This is a genomic window from Pandoraea pneumonica, from assembly GCF_049918595.1.
Classification (GTDB): domain Bacteria; phylum Pseudomonadota; class Gammaproteobacteria; order Burkholderiales; family Burkholderiaceae; genus Pandoraea; species Pandoraea pneumonica_A.
In genome coordinates this window covers 390,596-406,910 of record NZ_JBNCRZ010000003.1, presented here as the reverse complement: position 1 = coordinate 406,910, position 16,315 = coordinate 390,596, and the positions used below count along the sequence as shown (strand labels likewise).

Annotated in this window: 13 protein-coding genes; all 13 read left to right on the top strand. The window is 63.8% G+C overall.

Annotated features, from left to right (window positions below; all coding sequences use genetic code 11):
* The first annotated feature begins 10 nt into the window (after positions 1-10).
* The 13 genes from leuB to purF all read left to right on the top strand — a co-directional run bounded on the left by leuB (position 11) and on the right by purF (position 16,184).
* Positions 11-1,078 (top strand): 3-isopropylmalate dehydrogenase, encoded by a 1,068-nt coding sequence (leuB, locus tag ACPWR9_RS14345; protein ID WP_426298613.1) that lies wholly within the window; start codon positions 11-13, stop codon positions 1,076-1,078.
* A 60-nt stretch (positions 1,079-1,138) separates the two neighbouring features.
* Entirely contained in the window at positions 1,139-2,269 is a 1,131-nt protein-coding gene (asd, locus tag ACPWR9_RS14340; RefSeq protein ID WP_426298611.1) for an aspartate-semialdehyde dehydrogenase, read from the top strand.
* 222 nt (positions 2,270-2,491) lie between these two features.
* Entirely contained in the window at positions 2,492-5,554 is a 3,063-nt protein-coding gene (locus ACPWR9_RS14335; RefSeq protein ID WP_426298609.1) for a FimV/HubP family polar landmark protein, read from the top strand.
* Between the two features lie 192 nt (positions 5,555-5,746).
* Positions 5,747-6,559 (top strand): tRNA pseudouridine(38-40) synthase TruA, encoded by an 813-nt coding sequence (gene truA, locus ACPWR9_RS14330; RefSeq protein ID WP_426298607.1) that lies wholly within the window; start codon positions 5,747-5,749, stop codon positions 6,557-6,559.
* Positions 6,556-7,212, top strand: coding sequence for a phosphoribosylanthranilate isomerase (locus ACPWR9_RS14325; protein WP_426298605.1), 657 nt, complete (start codon positions 6,556-6,558; stop codon positions 7,210-7,212). Before truA ends, ACPWR9_RS14325 begins: the two co-directional genes overlap by 4 nt.
* Before the next feature lie 57 nt (positions 7,213-7,269).
* Positions 7,270-8,469, top strand: a complete 1,200-nt coding sequence (gene trpB, locus ACPWR9_RS14320; RefSeq protein ID WP_150678699.1) for a tryptophan synthase subunit beta — start codon at positions 7,270-7,272, stop codon at positions 8,467-8,469.
* 175 nt (positions 8,470-8,644) lie between these two features.
* The gene (locus ACPWR9_RS14315) at positions 8,645-9,478 is read left to right on the top strand and encodes a DNA-methyltransferase (RefSeq protein WP_150679201.1); all 834 of its coding nucleotides are present in this window, start codon (positions 8,645-8,647) and stop codon (positions 9,476-9,478) included.
* On the top strand, positions 9,432-10,256 hold the full coding sequence (trpA, locus tag ACPWR9_RS14310) for a tryptophan synthase subunit alpha (protein WP_426298603.1): 825 nt from the start codon (positions 9,432-9,434) through the stop codon (positions 10,254-10,256). The genes ACPWR9_RS14315 and trpA overlap by 47 nt, the downstream gene beginning before the upstream one ends.
* 101 nt (positions 10,257-10,357) lie before the next feature.
* A complete protein-coding gene (accD, locus tag ACPWR9_RS14305) occupies positions 10,358-11,233 on the top strand; it encodes an acetyl-CoA carboxylase, carboxyltransferase subunit beta (RefSeq protein WP_150678697.1) in 876 nt (291 codons plus the stop codon).
* A gap of 217 nt (positions 11,234-11,450) precedes the next feature.
* A complete protein-coding gene (gene folC, locus ACPWR9_RS14300) occupies positions 11,451-12,749 on the top strand; it encodes a bifunctional tetrahydrofolate synthase/dihydrofolate synthase (RefSeq protein WP_426298601.1) in 1,299 nt (432 codons plus the stop codon).
* 63 nt (positions 12,750-12,812) lie between these two features.
* Entirely contained in the window at positions 12,813-13,865 is a 1,053-nt protein-coding gene (locus ACPWR9_RS14295; protein WP_426298599.1) for an SPOR domain-containing protein, read from the top strand.
* 1 nt (position 13,866) lies between these two features.
* Positions 13,867-14,592, top strand: a complete 726-nt coding sequence (locus tag ACPWR9_RS14290) for a CvpA family protein (protein ID WP_426298597.1) — start codon at positions 13,867-13,869, stop codon at positions 14,590-14,592.
* 59 nt (positions 14,593-14,651) lie between these two features.
* Complete coding sequence (gene purF / locus ACPWR9_RS14285) at positions 14,652-16,184, top strand: amidophosphoribosyltransferase (protein WP_426298595.1); 1,533 nt, start codon at positions 14,652-14,654, stop codon at positions 16,182-16,184.
* The last annotated feature ends 131 nt before the right edge of the window (positions 16,185-16,315 follow it).

Genomic DNA, 16,315 nt, shown 5'->3' with positions numbered 1-16,315 from the left:
AGGAGATCGCATGAAAATCGCAGTGTTGCCGGGTGACGGCATTGGTCCGGAAATCGTGAAGGAAGCCGTCAACGTGCTGAATGCACTTGGCGAGACGTTCGAGTTGGAAGAAGCGCCCGTTGGCGGTGCCGGTTACGAGGCGTCGGGCCACCCGCTGCCGGAAGCCACGCTCAAGCTGGCCAAAGAAGCGGACGCCATCCTGTTTGGCGCCGTGGGCGACTGGAAGTATGATTCGCTGGAGCGTGCACTGCGCCCCGAGCAAGCGATTCTGGGCCTGCGCAAGCATTTGCAGCTGTTCGCCAACTTCCGTCCGGCCATTCTGTACAAGGAACTGGCCGACGCATCGAGCCTGAAGCCGGAAATCGTGGCAGGTCTCGATATCCTGATCATTCGCGAGCTGAACGGCGATATCTACTTCGGTCAGCCGAAGGGTTTCCGCCAATCGCCGGATGGCGCTTTCGAAGGTGCGCGCGAAGGTTTTGATACCATGCGCTATAGCGTGCCGGAAGTGGAGCGCATCGCGCACGTCGCGTTTCAGGCGGCGGCCAAGCGCGACAAGCGTTTGTGCTCGGTCGACAAGGCCAACGTGCTCGAGACGTCGCAGCTCTGGCGCGACACGATGATCGAAGTGGCGAAGCAGTACCCGGAAGTCGAGTTGTCGCATATGTACGTCGACAACGCCGCCATGCAACTGGTCAAGGCACCGAAGAACTTCGACGTGGTGGTGACGGGTAACATGTTCGGCGATATCCTGTCGGACGAAGCGGCGATGCTGACCGGTTCGATCGGTATGCTGCCGTCGGCATCGCTGGATGCCAATAACAAGGGGTTGTACGAGCCGTCGCACGGTTCGGCTCCCGACATCGCCGGCAAGGGTGTGGCCAATCCGTTGGCCACGATCCTGTCGGCTGCCATGATGCTGCGCTACACGTTGGGTAAGGCTGAACAGGCCGACCGCGTGGAGACCGCAGTGAAGAAGGTGCTGGCGCAAGGGTTGCGCACGCCCGATATCTGGCAGGAGGGCGCGACCAAGGTCGGTACGCGCGAAATGGGCGCGGCGGTAGTTGCCGCGCTATAACGTTGACGGGGCGTCGTGAGACGCCCCTCGGCGCAATTGCAACGATAAGAGAGTGGATAAATGAAAACCGTAGGTCTGGTAGGTTGGCGGGGCATGGTCGGTTCGGTCCTGATGCAGCGCATGCAACAGGAGAACGACTTTGCTTTGATCGAGCCGGTGTTTTTCAGCACCAGCAACGCGGGCGGCAAAGCCCCGTCGATGGCGAAGAACGAGACTTCGCTGAAAGACGCCAATGATGTCGACGAGCTGAAAAAATGCGACATCATCATTACCTGCCAGGGCGGTGATTACACAACAGAGATCTTCCCGAAGCTGCGCGCTGCGGGTTGGAACGGCTATTGGATCGACGCGGCGTCGACGCTGCGCATGAAGGACGATGCCATCATCGTGCTCGATCCGGTCAATCTCGACGTGATCAAGAATTCGCTCACCAAGGGCACCAAGAACTTCATCGGCGGCAACTGCACGGTGAGCTGCATGCTGATGGGCCTGGGTGGCCTGTTCCAGCACGGTCTGGTCGACTGGCTGACGTCGATGACGTATCAGGCAGCGTCGGGTGGCGGTGCGCAACACATGCGCGAGCTGCTCACGCAATTCGGCAGCATCAACGCCGAAGTCAAGTCGCTGCTCGACGATCCGCATGCGGCCATTCTCGAAATCGACCGTAAGGTGCTGGCGAAGCAGCACGCCCTGACGGCCGACGAAACCAAGCAATTTGGCGTGCCGCTGGGCGGCAACCTGATTCCTTGGATCGACAAAGATCTGGGCAACGGTCAGTCGAAGGAAGAGTGGAAGGGCGGTGCCGAGACCAACAAGATTCTGGGTCTTGGCGACGGCTTCCCGGGCACGCGTGAAATTCCGGTCGACGGCCTGTGCGTGCGTATCGGTGCGATGCGTTGCCACAGCCAGGCACTGACCATCAAGCTTACGAAGGATGTGCCGTTAGATGAACTGACCGACATCATCGGTCAGGCGAACGACTGGGTGAAGGTCGTGCCGAACACCCGCGAAGCGTCGATGAAGGATTTGACGCCTGCGGCCGTGACCGGCACGATGTCGATTCCGGTCGGCCGCCTGCGCAAGATGTCGATGGGTCCGGAGTATTTGTCGGCCTTCACGGTGGGCGATCAGCTCCTGTGGGGTGCGGCAGAACCGCTGCGTCGTATGCTGCGGATCCTGCTGGACGCTTGAGCGTTACAGAGCATCGGTAAGGCGTGAAGAACGGCGGCCCGCGAGGCCGCCGTCCGCGCTTTGGGAGGCGCCCCTTGCAGCTTGCGGGGCGGCCAGTGACAAACACGCTGACAGGCTTGATAAGACACAGTGCGGAAATACTCCATCGGCAAGCGCGCAACCTCGTCCCACTCGTCCACTACGTCCCGCAAATCGTTTCGATTGACTGCGGCGGCGGCCGTCTTGTGGAGCCTCGGGCTCCTCAACGCCGGCGCGGCCGAGTTCGGTCCGCAACAAGTGCGCTCCGCCGCCGGGCAACCGCTGCGAGCGGTGATCGTGCTGGGGAATGTTTCGCAGGCTGAGGCAGATGGTTTGTCAGTGAAGCTGGCCGGACGCGATGCGTTCCGACAAGCCGGGCTGCGCTACGACCCGACGCTCGAGAAGCTTTCCGTCTCCGTCTCTCCGACGGGCGGTCGCGAGCCGGGTTATAGCGGCACGTACCTCGTACATGTCGATTCGGCCGAGCCGATCAATACCTCGTTCCTCGATTTGTTGCTGGTGCTCGAATGGCGCACTGGCCGACAGTCCAATGCCGTGACCCTCTCGGCGATTCCCGAAGCCACTGCTGCACAGCCGCAGGCCGTTGTGCCCGCGGCGGCACCGTCGAGTGCACCTGCACCCACGGCTGCGCCCGCGCAAGCGGAGCAGAGCGGTGCGTCGGGTTCGGCCGGGGCGGGGAAATCGGCGGGCGGCACGCCTGCGCGCGCAGCCAATGCGGCTAACGCCAAACCGGCGGGCGCGTCGAACACCTCAGGTGAAGGCGCACGGACGGTGGAGCGCGGCGATTCGCTGTCGTCGATCGCTCGTGAATTCACCGGCGGCGAGGGCGGCACGACGCTCGCGCAGATGATGACGGCGTTGTTCGAGTCGAACCGCTCGGCGTTTATCGGCAACGATCCCAATCGGTTGCGTCAGGGCGCGACGCTCGCGCGACCGACCGATGCACAAGTTCAGGAAGTCCCGCCAGCGCAGGCACGCAAGTTCGTGTCGGCGGCGCGGGAACAGTTTGATGCGTATCGCGCGCGGCTGGCCGAATCGACGGCTCAGCAAACCGCACCGGCCAATAGCCGCAGTGCGCAGGGTGCGATTGAAGCGGGGAAAGCGCCACAGGCTGCGGCCCCCGCCGCGCGTGATGAATTGAAGCTGTCGCGACCCGGTAAGGGGCGCGGTGCCGGCAAGGCTGGCAACGGCGAAGAAGAACAAATCGCTCAGGGCAAGGCGCAGACCGAGGCTCAGGGCAGGGTGAATGAGTTGCAGAAGAACGTAGCAGATCTCCAGAAGTTGTTGGCGATGAAGAATCAAGCGGTCGCCAATCTGGAGGAGCAAGCCGCCGCCGCTTCCGGGGCGAGCGCACAAGACAAGCCAGCGAATACCGCCAAGGGGCGCGACACCGCCACCGCCAAGGGGGCGAAACCGGCCGCTAATGCGGCGAATCAGGCCGCAGGGGCGGCTGCGACGGCATCAGGCGCTGATGCGGCATCGGCCGCTGCTGCGGGCAGTGCATCGGACGCACAAGCCCAAGCGGCGACGGCCTCCGACGCTGCCGCGCAAGCCGTGGTCGCCAGCGAAGCGGCAGCGTCCGCGACGCAAGCCGCCAGCGCAGCCGCTGCCGAAACCAAGCCGACGCCGAACGCCGCGATGAACTGGCGTGCCGTGCGCGACAACCCGTATGTGTTACCGGGCGCGGGCATTCTGGTGGTGTTGCTGGGCCTGTGGTGGATGATGCGCCGCCGCCGAGCCGAGCCGCCGGTCGGTCAGGACGGTCCGTACGACGATGGTCATGACGGACGCGGTACGCCGCACGATGGTCCGCAAGGGCAGCCGGGCGCGGAGCCGCAGTTGTCGCAAGGCGGGTCGACGGCCGTTGGTGTTGCCACGGGCGCCGCCGTAGCGGCTGGCGCTGCGGGCGCCGCAGCCATGTATGCCGCGCATCAGGCCGAAGCCGACGAACATTTACACCCGACAGCCGACGACACGTGGGCTGAGCCCGCGGAAGGCGTTGCCGAGCTGGAAGCCGAGCATGCCGACGCTACCGTCGCCGGTGCCGCGCTGCCCGGCGAGTGGGATGCCGAGCAAGAACATCTGACGGACGAATTGGCGCATACCGCGCACGAAGCGTCCGTCGATGCGCCGACGGCAGTTGAAACTGCCAGCGAACCCGAACCCACGGCGCCCGTGGTTGAGGCCACCAGCGAGCCGGAAATCAACTGGGACGACGCGTTTGCCGAGCAGGCGGGTGAAGTGCCTGCGGCAACGACCACGAACGACGAGAAGGCTGACGCCAGCCTGTCGGCGCTCGAAACGCTGGGCGCAGCGGCTGCCGTAGGCGGCGTTGCTGCAGCGGCACACGCTGGCGCGCATGCGCCTGTTGAACCGGCCATCGAGGCGGAAGGCGCAACCGATGCCGAAGCCGTGCCGCAAAATGGCGTGGCAGGCATGCTGGGCGATCTGGATCTCGGGTTGCCGGGCCAGCCCGCGCACGTCGGCACGATTGCGAGCGACGCGCTGCCTTCCCTCTCGCGCGGTATCGGGTCGGTGCAGTTCACGATGGCACCGCAGGAAGGTGAGGCGAATATCCATGCGCCGTCTGGCGATCAGGGCGACTTCGATGCTGACGATGGTGAACTGAGTGACGCCGATTTCGATGCGGCGCTTCAGGCGGCGGCCACGCCCGAAGCTTCGCGTGGCTACACCGATGCCGCGCACGATGCGCCGTCGCTCAAGCCGCTGTCGTTCGATCTGTCGGATTTCAGTCTCGACTTGAAGGGTGACGACGCTTCGGCGACGACCATCGCTCCGGCATTTGTCAGCGCGCCGACGTTGCCCGCTGCCACGGGCGACGAAGCGCTGGTCGAGCACGACGCCTTCGCACAGCCGACACCATCGACGGGCTACGCGCCGCACGCGGCGCCGCAAGCGCTGCCGCAAACGCCGCCGCTCGAGCAGGTGGAGACGAAAATGGAAGCGCCGGTGGCTGACGAATTCGAAGCCGCCGTCGCTGCTGCCGCGGCAACATCGGCGTCGGCACCGACGGCCGCACCGGCCGCCGTGCCCATCGCCAACCCATCGCAACTGGCCGAACTGGACGTGCCCGACGAGTTCCATACGAAACTCGAATTGGCGGCGGCTTACCAGACGATTGGCGACGACGAAGGCGCGCGCGAGTTGCTCGAAGAAGTGATCGCCGGAGGTGACGCTGCGCAGCAGTCGGTGGCACGCACCCGTTTGGCCGAGTTGGGCAAGTAATGAAGGCGGCGCTATCTCCGATGAGACGCGCCGCGAGCACGACATCGTGATGCCGGCACTGGCCGGCGAACACACCGCAGGTTGACCGTAGTTTGGGGCGCTCGTTGGTTGGGCGCCCGTTTTTCTTTTCAGGCAGGCGTGCCGTTTCGGCACGCTTCAGCAACAGATCTGGCAGCAGATCAGGCATCAGATATGCGAATCGCACTGGGCATCCATTACGACGGGACGGCGTTCTCCGGCTGGCAATCGCAGCCGCACGGCAATACCGTGCAGCAGGCGCTCGAAGCCGCCTTGCGCGAGTTCGGCGGGGTGGCGCTACCGACGACCGTGGCTGGGCGCACGGATACGGGCGTGCACGGCATCGGGCAAGTGGTGCACTTCGACACCGATCTCGACCGTGCCATGTTCTCGTGGGTACGCGGCGTGAACGCGTTTTTGCCGAAAACGGTGGCCGTGCAGTGGGCGCAAGCGATGCCCGACGACTTCCACGCCCGCTTTACCGCCTTCGAGCGCACGTACTTCTACGTGCTTTACTCGCATCCGGTGCGCGCACCGCTGCTCGAAGGTCGCTGCGGCTGGCTGCACACGCCGCTCGACCTTGACGCGATGCGTACGGCCGGTCAGGCGCTGGTGGGCGAGCACGACTTCTCGGCGTTCCGCTCGTCCGAATGTCAGGCCAAAACGCCGGTGAAGCATCTGTACGCCATCGATATCGAGCAGCAGGGGAATTTCTTCGTGTTCCGGTTCCGCGCGAGCGCTTTCCTGCATCACATGGTGCGCAACATCATGGGATGTCTGGTGGCGATTGGCCGCGGCCGTCAGTCGGCGAACTGGATGGCCGAGGTGCTCGAGAGCCGCGACCGCCGTCAGGCCGCGCCGACGTTCATGCCGGATGGCTTGTATCTCGCGCGCGTGGGGTATCCTGAGCGCTTCTCGGTGCCCGAACCCAATTGGGCCGCATGGCCTTTCCCGATGCCTTGGGCGCAAGACGGAACTCCTTCATGACATCCCGTACCCGAATCAAGATTTGCGGCCTTTCGCAACCGGCGGACGTCGACCACGCGGTCGCGCTCGGCGTCGACGCGATCGGCCTTGTGTTTTACCCGCCGAGCCCGCGCTATGTGGACCTTGCCCGTGCTGCCGAATTAGCACGGCGCGTGCCGCCGTACGTGAGCGTGGTGGGGTTGTTCGTGAACGCTACGGCGGATGAAGTGGCACGTACCGTCGAGGCGGTGCCGCTCACCACGTTGCAGTTTCATGGCGACGAGAGCCCGGAAGTTTGCGAGGCGTTGTCGGCCGCCGCCGGGCATCGTCCGTACACGCGCGCTATGCGTATCGGCCCGGAGACGAAAAGCGGTAGCGATTTGCTACAATTCGCAAACGCATACGCCACCGCGCAAGGTATCTTGCTCGACGCCCTCGTGGAGGGCTACGGGGGCGGGGGAAAGGTTTTCGATTGGTCACTTATTCCAAAAGACATCGCGCGTCGGGCCGTTTTGAGTGGTGGCTTGAACGCACACAACGTTGCTGAGGCAATCCGCCTAGTGACGCCGTACGCCGTCGACGTGTCGAGCGGTGTAGAAGCGTCGCGGGGCGTGAAGGATCCCGCCCGTATGACGGCGTTCGTGCACGCAGTGCGTGCTGCCGACGCCGAATAGCAACCTGCCGGAGCGCCCGCAAGGGGCGCGCACCCGGTTCTGCGAAGAGTGACGACCATGTACGATTTACCCGATGCCCGTGGCCATTTCGGCCAATACGGCGGTGTGTTTGTGGCCGAGACGCTGATTCACGCGCTCGACGAGCTGCGTGAGGCGTACGCCAAGTACCAGCACGATCCCGCCTTCCTCGAAGAATTCAATTACGAACTGAAGCACTACGTCGGCCGTCCGTCGCCGATTTATCACGCCAAGCGCTGGAGCAGCGAGCTGGGCGGTGCACAGGTCTATCTGAAGCGTGAAGACCTGAACCACACCGGCGCGCACAAGGTGAACAACGTGATCGGTCAGGCGTTGCTCGCCCGACGCATGGGCAAGCGCCGCGTGATCGCCGAGACCGGTGCCGGTCAGCACGGCGTCGCTACGGCCACCATCGCCGCCCGTTTCGGCATGGAATGCGTGGTGTACATGGGCGCGGAAGACGTCAAGCGTCAGGCCGCCAACGTGTATCGCATGCAACTGCTGGGCGCGACCGTCGTGCCGGTGGAATCCGGTTCGAAGACACTCAAAGATGCTTTGAACGAAGCCATGCGCGACTGGGTGACGAACGTCGAAAGCACGTTCTACATCATCGGCACCGTGGCTGGCCCGCACCCGTACCCGATGCTCGTGCGCGACTTCCAGCGCGTGATCGGCGACGAATGCAAGGTGCAGATGCCCGAGCTCGCCGGCCGTCAGCCGGACTACGTGCTGGCTTGCGTCGGTGGCGGCTCGAACGCCATGGGCATCTTCTACCCGTATATCGACCTGCCCGATGTGAAGCTCGTGGGCGTGGAAGCGGCGGGCGACGGGATCGAGACCGGCCGTCATGCCGCATCGATCATCGGCGGCACGCCCGGCGTGCTGCACGGCAACCGCACGTATCTGCTGCAAGACGCCAACGGCCAGATCACCGAGACGCATTCGATCTCGGCCGGTCTGGATTACCCGGGCGTCGGCCCCGAGCACGCTTGGCTGCACGATATCCACCGCGCCGAATACGTGGGCATCACCGATAACGAAGCCCTCAAGGCGTTCCATGACTGCTGCCGGATCGAAGGCATCATCCCGGCATTGGAGTCGAGCCACGCCCTCGCATATGCATGCAAGCTGGCCCCCACGCTGAGCAAAGACCAGATCGTTCTGGTCAATCTCTCCGGCCGGGGCGACAAGGATATGCACACCGTGATGGCATTGGCCAAACCGGCCAGCGACGCCTAAGCGGCGCCGCGAGACTCCACCGATCCGACAGGTAACCAGAACCCGCATGACCGACCGCAACGCGCCGCCGCAAGAGACCATCGCTCAGGGCGAGGCACAAAATGACGTCCTCGGGACTGCGCGTCCCGCTCGTCCTGTTGATGCCACCGAAGCCGCGGCTGCGCGTCTCGAAGCTATGGAGGCGGCCGGCGAGCTTCGTGCACGCTGGGCGCCGGGCGACATTGCGTTGCGTCATGCCGACTTCCTGCAACACGTGCATGAACTGGCCGACGGGTCCGTCGACCTGATTCTGGCCGACCCGCCGTATGGGCTCGGCAAGGATTACGGCAACGATTCCGACAAGCGTTCGGGCGAGGACTTCCTCGGCTGGACGTACGGCTGGCTCGAAGCGGCGATTCCGAAACTCGCGCCGCGCGGCTCGCTGTATCTGTTCTGCACGTGGCAATACGCGCCCGAGCTGTTCGTGTTCCTCAAGCAGCGCATGCTGATGATCAACGAGATCATCTGGGATCGCCGCGTACCGAGCATGGGCGGCAGCACGCGGCGGTTTTCGTCGGTGCACGACAACATCGGCTTTTTCGCGATTTCGAAGGACTATTACTTCGACCTCGATGCCGTGCGCGTGCCGTACGACGCCGCCACGAAGAAGGCGCGCTCGCGCCGTATCTTCGAGGGCAGCAAGTGGCTGGAACTCGGTTACAACCCGAAGGATCTGTGGTCCATCTCGCGATTGCACCGGCAAGACCCCGAACGCGTCGATCATCCGACGCAGAAACCGCTGCATATCATCGAGCGCATGGTGCTGGCGAGTTGCCCGCCCGGCGGTCTCGTGCTCGACCCGTTCATGGGCAGCGGCACGACTGCCGTGGCCTGCGCGCTGCACGGCCGGCGTTTTGTCGGCTACGAGCTGAACGCGCACTACCACGCGCTCGCTAACCAACGACTTCAGAGACTTTCCGATCATGTCCCGCATTCAAGCGACGTTCCAAGCCTTGCAAGCGCAGGGTAAGAAGGGCCTCATTCCGTTCATCACCGCCGGCGACCCCGAGCCGGGCTGGACGGTCAAACTGATGCATGCACTGGCCGATAACGGCGCCGACGTCATCGAACTCGGCGTGCCGTTCTCCGACCCGATGGCCGACGGCCCCGTGATTCAACGCGCCTCCGAGCGCGCGCTCGCGCGTGGCGTGAGCCTGGCCGAAGTGCTCGGCTACGTGGCCGCCTTCCGCCAGACCAACGACCACACCCCCGTTGTGCTGATGGGCTATGCCAATCCGATCGAAGCCATGGGCCTCGAAGCGTTTGCCGAACGTGCGGCAGCCGCTGGCGTGGATGGCGTGCTCGTCGTCGACTACCCGCCCGAGGAAGCCGAGGAATACGCCGGTGCCATGCGTGCGCGCAAGATCGATCCGATCTTCCTGCTCGCCCCGACGTCGACCGACGCGCGCATTGCCGCCGTGGCCAAGCAGGCGAGCGGCTATCTGTACTACGTCTCGCTCAAGGGCGTGACGGGTGCGGCGAGCATCGATCTGGGCAGCGTGGCGTCGAAAATCCCCGAAATCAAGGCGGTGGCACCGCTGCCGGTGGGCGTGGGTTTCGGCATTCGCGACGCTGAAACGGCCCGCACAATTGCCAGCGTGGCCGATGCTGTGGTGATCGGCAGTGCCATCGTGCAACGGCTGGAAAACACGCCGCGTGATCTGGAGGGCCAGAACGCGGTAAAATCGCTGGCTGAATTCGTCGGCGAAATCCGCCAGGCGCTCGACGAGGGCCTGAAAGCAGCGTAAATACGCTGCTGGCGTGTGCCGGTGAAACGCTGAATTGAAACGGTCGTCAGACCGCTGAGACGCCCGTCCCTGTTGGGGCGGGCGTTTGCCAAGGAGAAACTATGAGCTGGCTCGATAAGCTGCTGCCCCCGAAGATCAAGCAAACCGATCCGACGCAGCGCAACAAGAGCATCCCGGAAGGGCTGTGGATCAAGTGCCCGTCGTGCGAGGCTGTGCTGTATCGCAACGACGTGGAAGCCAATCTGCATGTCTGCCCGAAGTGCGACCATCACATGCGCATCGGCGCACGCGCCCGTCTTGACGCGCTGCTCGATCCGGAAGGCCGCTACGAGCTGGGTCAGGAAATCGTGCCGGTCGACCCGCTGAAGTTCAAGGACAGCCGCAAGTACCCGGACCGTATCAAGGAAGCCATGGACGACACGGGTGAAACCGACGCCATGGTGGTGATGGGCGGTGCGATCCACACGCTGCCGGTCGTGGTCGCTTGCTTCGAGTTCGCCTTCATGGCGGGCACGATGGGCTCGGTGGTCGGCGAGCGCTTCGCACGCGGCGCGCAAAACGCGCTGGAGCAAGGTGTGCCGTTCATCAGCATTGCCGCTTCGGGCGGTGCGCGTATGCAGGAAAGCCTGCTCTCGCTCATGCAGATGGCCAAGACGACCGCGATGCTCACGAAGCTGGCCAATGCCAAGCTGCCGTACATCTCGGTGCTGACCGACCCGACCACGGGTGGCGTGTCGGCAAGCTTCGCGTTCCTCGGCGACGTGGTCATCGCCGAGCCGAAGGCACTGATCGGCTTCGCCGGTCCGCGCGTGATCGAGCAAACCGTGCGCGAGAAGCTGCCGGAAGGCTTCCAGCGTTCGGAGTTCCTGCTGCAAAAGGGCGCGATCGACATGATCGTCGACCGTCGCAAGATGCGCGAAGAAATCGCACGCCTGATCGCACTGATGCAGTGCCAGCCGGCTGACGCCGTCGCCTGAGGCGCACCGATGGCAGCGCTGCCTGTGACCAAGCATGCAGCGCTGCGCCATGACGCGCCGATGAGCGGTAAGCCGCCCCAAAGGCGCGCGCATCGGCGTAAAATGGCGCCACGCCACGCGGTGCCACGCAAAGTGTCACTTAGCGCCTCATGCATTACTTCGCAGGATCGCAAGCGCGGACGTTTCGTCCGCGTTTTGTTTTTCTGCCCGCACATTCATGCCGACATACTCCACTCTCGACGCCTGGCTCGCCCATCTGGAAACCGCTCACCCTGTGGGCATCGACATGGGGCTCACGCGCATCGGGCGCGTGAAAGAGGCCCTCGGTCTGAAATTTCCTTGTCCTGTCTTCACCGTGGGCGGCACGAACGGTAAAGGCTCGACCTGCGCCATTCTCGAAGCGATTCTGCTCTCGGCGGGTTACCGCGTCGGGTGCCACACGTCGCCGCACTTGCTCACCTTCAACGAGCGCGCGCGCATCAACGGCGAGATCGTCGACGACGCGACGCTGCTGCCGCATTTCGAAGCGGTGGAGCGCGCTCGCAATAGCTTCGACGAACCGGTTTCGCTCACGTATTTCGAATTCACCACGCTCGCGATCATGCAAATGTTCGCGACGGCCGGACTCGATGCGGTGATTCTCGAAGTGGGGCTGGGTGGTCGCCTCGACGCCGTGAACATCATCGATGCCGATTGCGCCGTCATCACGAGCATCGATATCGATCACGCCGAATATCTGGGCAACACCCGCGAAGCGATCGCGATCGAAAAGGCCGGTATCTTCCGCGCAGGCAAACCGGCCGTTTGCGGCGATCCGATGCCGCCTGCCACGCTGGCCGCGGAAGCGGAGCGCATCGGTGCCGATCTGTGGCAATTCGGGCGCGACTTCAATTATCAGGGCGACAAGCAGCAGTGGAGCTACGCAGGGCGCAATATGCGACGCCCGGCGCTGGCGTATCCGGCGCTGCGCGGTGCCAATCAGTTGCTCAACGCATCGGCTGCATTGGCGGCGCTCGAATCGATGCGTGCCGAGCTGCCGGTGTCGGCACAAGACATTCGTCTGGGACTCGCGTCGGTCGAATTGCCGGGACGTTTTCAGGTGCTGCCGGGGCGTCCGGCCGTGGTGCTCGATGTTGCGCACAACCCGCATGCGGCAGCCGCACTGGGGCACAACCTCGATGGCATGGGGTTCTTTCCGTACACCTACGCCGTGTTCGGCGCGATGGCCGACAAGGATATCGAAGGCGTGCTGCGGCATCTGGTCGACAAGGTCGATCACTGGCGTCTGTGCGGCTTGCCGACCCCGCGTGCAGCGAGTGCGCAGGTGCTTGAAGAGAAGCTGCGGGCGGTGGGGTTTGTCGAAGATGCCGATCATTCGGTCGAAACCTTCGAATCCCCTGAGAAAGCCTATGCCGCCGCGCTCGAGCAGTGCGGGGAGAATGATAGAATTGTGGTTTTTGGATCGTTCTTTACGGTGGCGGGTGTGATGTCGCACCGCAAATTGCAGCGCCACTGACGCCTGACGGTGTCATCGCCGTGACATTTTCTTACGAGAAATGTCATGCGCAGGATGCACCAGATGCGCGATGATCAGTCCAACGACGCGAGTTACGACCTGAGCCAAGGGCCTATGGGATTGTTTTCCTTCCGCAAGAAAGACGCCGAAGCCGTTTCCCCGAAGCGCGGTAGCCGCAAAAGCGGCCGCACCGGCAGCCGTACGGCGGGAGGGGGCGAATACAGCGAGCACGAGCAACTCGACCCGCTGCTGCCCGAGAAGCAACGCGCGCGCCGCCGTCTGGTGGGCGCGCTTGCGTTGGTGCTCGCGGCCGTCATCATCCTGCCGATGGTGCTGGCGCCCGAACCCAAACCGGCTGCCGACGACATCGCGATTCAGATTCCCGGTAAAGATGCCAATTCGCCGCCCGTGCGCGTGAAGCCGCAAGCCGCGGCAACGTCGACCGATGCGTCGCTCGACAAGGGCGAAGAAACCGTCGACAGCAATTCGCTCGCGAATAGCGGTTCGAGCAATTCGAACAGCGCAACTGGCACGAACAAGCCGTCTTCGGCACAGTCGACCGCGGCTGCGGTGCCCCCGGCACCGACGGGCGTGCCGCCGTCGTCACCCGCCCCGGCGGCCTCGGTGGTACCTGTCACGCCGCCTGTCGCACAAGCCAAGCCCGAGACCAAGCCGGAAGTGAAGCCCGAGGTGAAGAAGCCTGAGCAGCACGCCGAAGCGAAGCCTGCGGCCAAGCCTGGCGAATCGCATGAGGCGCCCAAGGCAGCCAACAAGCCTGACCCGAACGCGGCCGACCCGATCGCCCAGTTCGCGCAGAACAACAACGCTGCCAAACCGGCAGCCAATCACGACACCCAGACCAAAGCGGCCGCACCTGCGGGCAATGGCAAGTATTTGGTGCGCATCGGTGCGTTTTCGACGCAAGACCGCGCGCAGGCATGGCTCGTCAAGCTCAAGCTCGTGAACGTGCCGAGCTACATGGTGAAGGGCAACGTCGACGGACGCGAACTGTACCTGTTGCGTGCAGGCCCGTTCCACGACAAGAACAGCGCCGAAGCGGCAAGCAAGAAGATTCGTGACGCCGGTCTGACGGCCATGGTCGCCGAGGCGGGTTGAGTTGGGTAATTTCACGCAGGGCGGTCTGTTGACCGTAGTGGATTACGCAGCCATCGCCATTCTGCTCGGCTCGATGGTGCTGGGCATGCTGCGCGGCCTGGTGCGCGAGTTGTTCAATCTGGTGGGCTGGGTGGTGGCGTTCTTCGTGGCGCGCGCCTTCGGTCCGACCGTGGCGCACTGGCTGCCCGCCGACCTGCCGGGCGGCGAGATGACGCAAGGCGCGCTCGGTTTCCTGGTGGTGCTCGTCGCCGTTGTGTTCGGTGCCGGTATTGTCAGCGCGCTGGTGGGGCGGATGACCGATTTGATCGGGCTGCGCCCGGCCGATCGCGGTTTAGGCATGTTGTTCGGTATTGTTCGCGGCATGTTGCTCTTGATGTTGCTGCTAGTCGCCGCCAGATTGACGGCATTGCCGCAGCAACCGGCGTGGCAGCAATCGATGGTGCGCCCGTGGGTCGAAGCGGGGCTCGAGCGCCTGATGCCGTACCTGCCCGAACCGGTGCAGCACTACCTTCATAAGCCCGAAGAGGCGGTGCCGAGCGTGAATTCGCTGGGGACGCCGATCCCCTTGCCACAATTGGAACCCAGCCGCCGGATGCAGGAGATGCTCGGCGCGCCAGGCACTGGCACGGCGGGCACGGGCGTGAGCGATGGGATACAGCAGGGGTGGGGCATGCGCAGCGGCGGATCGGCCGCGCCATCCACTGGCCTGCACAAGGTTACCGAATGACGGATAATACGGTCCGTTCGTTTGACGCAGATTTCGATGTTTTTTGAAGGATTTATGCCATGTGTGGCATCGTCGGTGTAGTCTCCAAGTCCCCCGTCAACCAGTTCATCTACGATAGCTTGCTGCTCTTGCAGCATCGCGGCCAGGACGCCGCCGGTATCGCGACGACGGACGGCCAGTCGTTCTACATGCACAAGGGCAACGGCATGGTGCGCGACGTGTTCCGCACGCGCAACATGCGCGATTTGCCGGGTCACGTGGGCATTGGCCAGGTGCGCTACCCGACGGCCGGCTCGTCGAGCGCCGCACAAGCGCAACCGTTCTACGTCAATGCCCCCTACGGCATCGTGCTCGCGCACAACGGCAACCTGACGAACTGGGAACAGCTCAAGGACGAGATGTTCCGCATCGACCGCCGTCACATCAACACCACCTCCGACTCTGAAGTGCTGCTCAACGTGCTTGCGCACGAGTTGCAGCAAAGCTCGCTCGAAGGCTTGAGCGTGCCGTCGCTGTTCGAAGCGGTGCGTGGCGTGCATCGCCGTTTGCGCGGTTCGTACGCGATTGTCTCGATCATCTCCGGCTTCGGTTTGCTCGCGTTCCGTGACCCGAACGGTATCCGTCCGCTGTGCATCGGCCGCTTCGAAGGCCCGAACGGCACGGAGTGGATGGTGGCATCGGAATCGGTGGCACTTGAAGGCATGGGCTTCGCGTTCGAGCGCGACGTCAAGCCGGGCGAAGCGATCTTCATCAGCAACGATGGCGAGCTGACGTCGCAGCAATGCGCCGAAGCGACTTCGATGCATCCGTGCATTTTCGAGCTCGTGTATCTGGCGCGTCCGGACTCGGTGCTCGATGGCGTGGCGGTCTACGATGCGCGTCTGCGCATGGGCGACTATCTGGCCGAAAAGATTCGCCGCGAGATCGACTACAAGGACATCGACGTTGTCATGCCGATTCCGGACTCCAGCCGACCGGCGGCCATGCAGGTCGCCAAGCGTCTGGGTTTGAACTATCGCGAAGGGTTCTTCAAGAACCGCTACGTCGGCCGCACGTTCATCATGCCCGGTCAGGCGATGCGCAAGAAATCGGTGCGTCAGAAGCTCAACGCCATGCGCGTTGAATTCAAAGACAAGAATGTGCTGATCGTCGACGACTCGATCGTGCGCGGCACGACCAGTCAGGAAATCGTGCAGATGGCGCGCGACGCCGGCGCCCGCAAGGTGATCTTCGCGTCGGCTGCACCGCCTGTGAAATTCCCGAACGTGTACGGCATCGACATGCCCACGCGTAGCGAACTGGTCGCCCACGATCGCAGCGACGAAGAAGTGGCGCGCATCATCGGTGCCGACGAGCTGATTTATCAGGACGTCGAGGACATGAAGTCCGCCGTGAAGGACATCAACCCGGCGCTGACCGATTTCGATGCGTCGTGTTTCGACGGCAACTACATCACGGGCGACATCACGCCGGAGTACTTGAACCGTCTGGAGCAGCAGCGCAAGGCGCCGAAGGCACCGGTTGAACGCGATGCCGGTGATGGTGGCGAAGGCGACGAAAACGAGCCGCGCGGCGCGCAACTCGGCCTGTAAGGCGAGGGTGGCGCGGGGGATTTTCCTCGGTGCCGCCCAACGTGCTACACTGCATCTCACGTCGATTTGATTTCAGCTTGCGGACGTGGGGGAACATCCCCGAAACAGCTAAAGCGAGGCCTAGACAGATG

What these genes read in the sequence shown, in the direction of transcription:
- ACPWR9_RS14325 (WP_426298605.1), top strand. Translation starts at nt 6,556, where the DNA reads ATGACATCCCGTACCCGAATCAAGATTTGCGGCCTTTCGCAACCGGCG.
- trpB (WP_150678699.1), top strand. Translation starts at nt 7,270, where the DNA reads ATGTACGATTTACCCGATGCCCGTGGCCATTTCGGCCAATACGGCGGT.
- truA (WP_426298607.1), top strand. Translation starts at nt 5,747, where the DNA reads ATGCGAATCGCACTGGGCATCCATTACGACGGGACGGCGTTCTCCGGC.
- ACPWR9_RS14315 (WP_150679201.1), top strand. Translation starts at nt 8,645, where the DNA reads ATGGAGGCGGCCGGCGAGCTTCGTGCACGCTGGGCGCCGGGCGACATT.
- leuB (WP_426298613.1), top strand. Translation starts at nt 11, where the DNA reads ATGAAAATCGCAGTGTTGCCGGGTGACGGCATTGGTCCGGAAATCGTG.
- folC (WP_426298601.1), top strand. Translation starts at nt 11,451, where the DNA reads ATGCCGACATACTCCACTCTCGACGCCTGGCTCGCCCATCTGGAAACC.
- asd (WP_426298611.1), top strand. Translation starts at nt 1,139, where the DNA reads ATGAAAACCGTAGGTCTGGTAGGTTGGCGGGGCATGGTCGGTTCGGTC.
- trpA (WP_426298603.1), top strand. Translation starts at nt 9,432, where the DNA reads ATGTCCCGCATTCAAGCGACGTTCCAAGCCTTGCAAGCGCAGGGTAAG.
- purF (WP_426298595.1), top strand. Translation starts at nt 14,652, where the DNA reads ATGTGTGGCATCGTCGGTGTAGTCTCCAAGTCCCCCGTCAACCAGTTC.
- accD (WP_150678697.1), top strand. Translation starts at nt 10,358, where the DNA reads ATGAGCTGGCTCGATAAGCTGCTGCCCCCGAAGATCAAGCAAACCGAT.
- ACPWR9_RS14295 (WP_426298599.1), top strand. Translation starts at nt 12,813, where the DNA reads ATGCGCGATGATCAGTCCAACGACGCGAGTTACGACCTGAGCCAAGGG.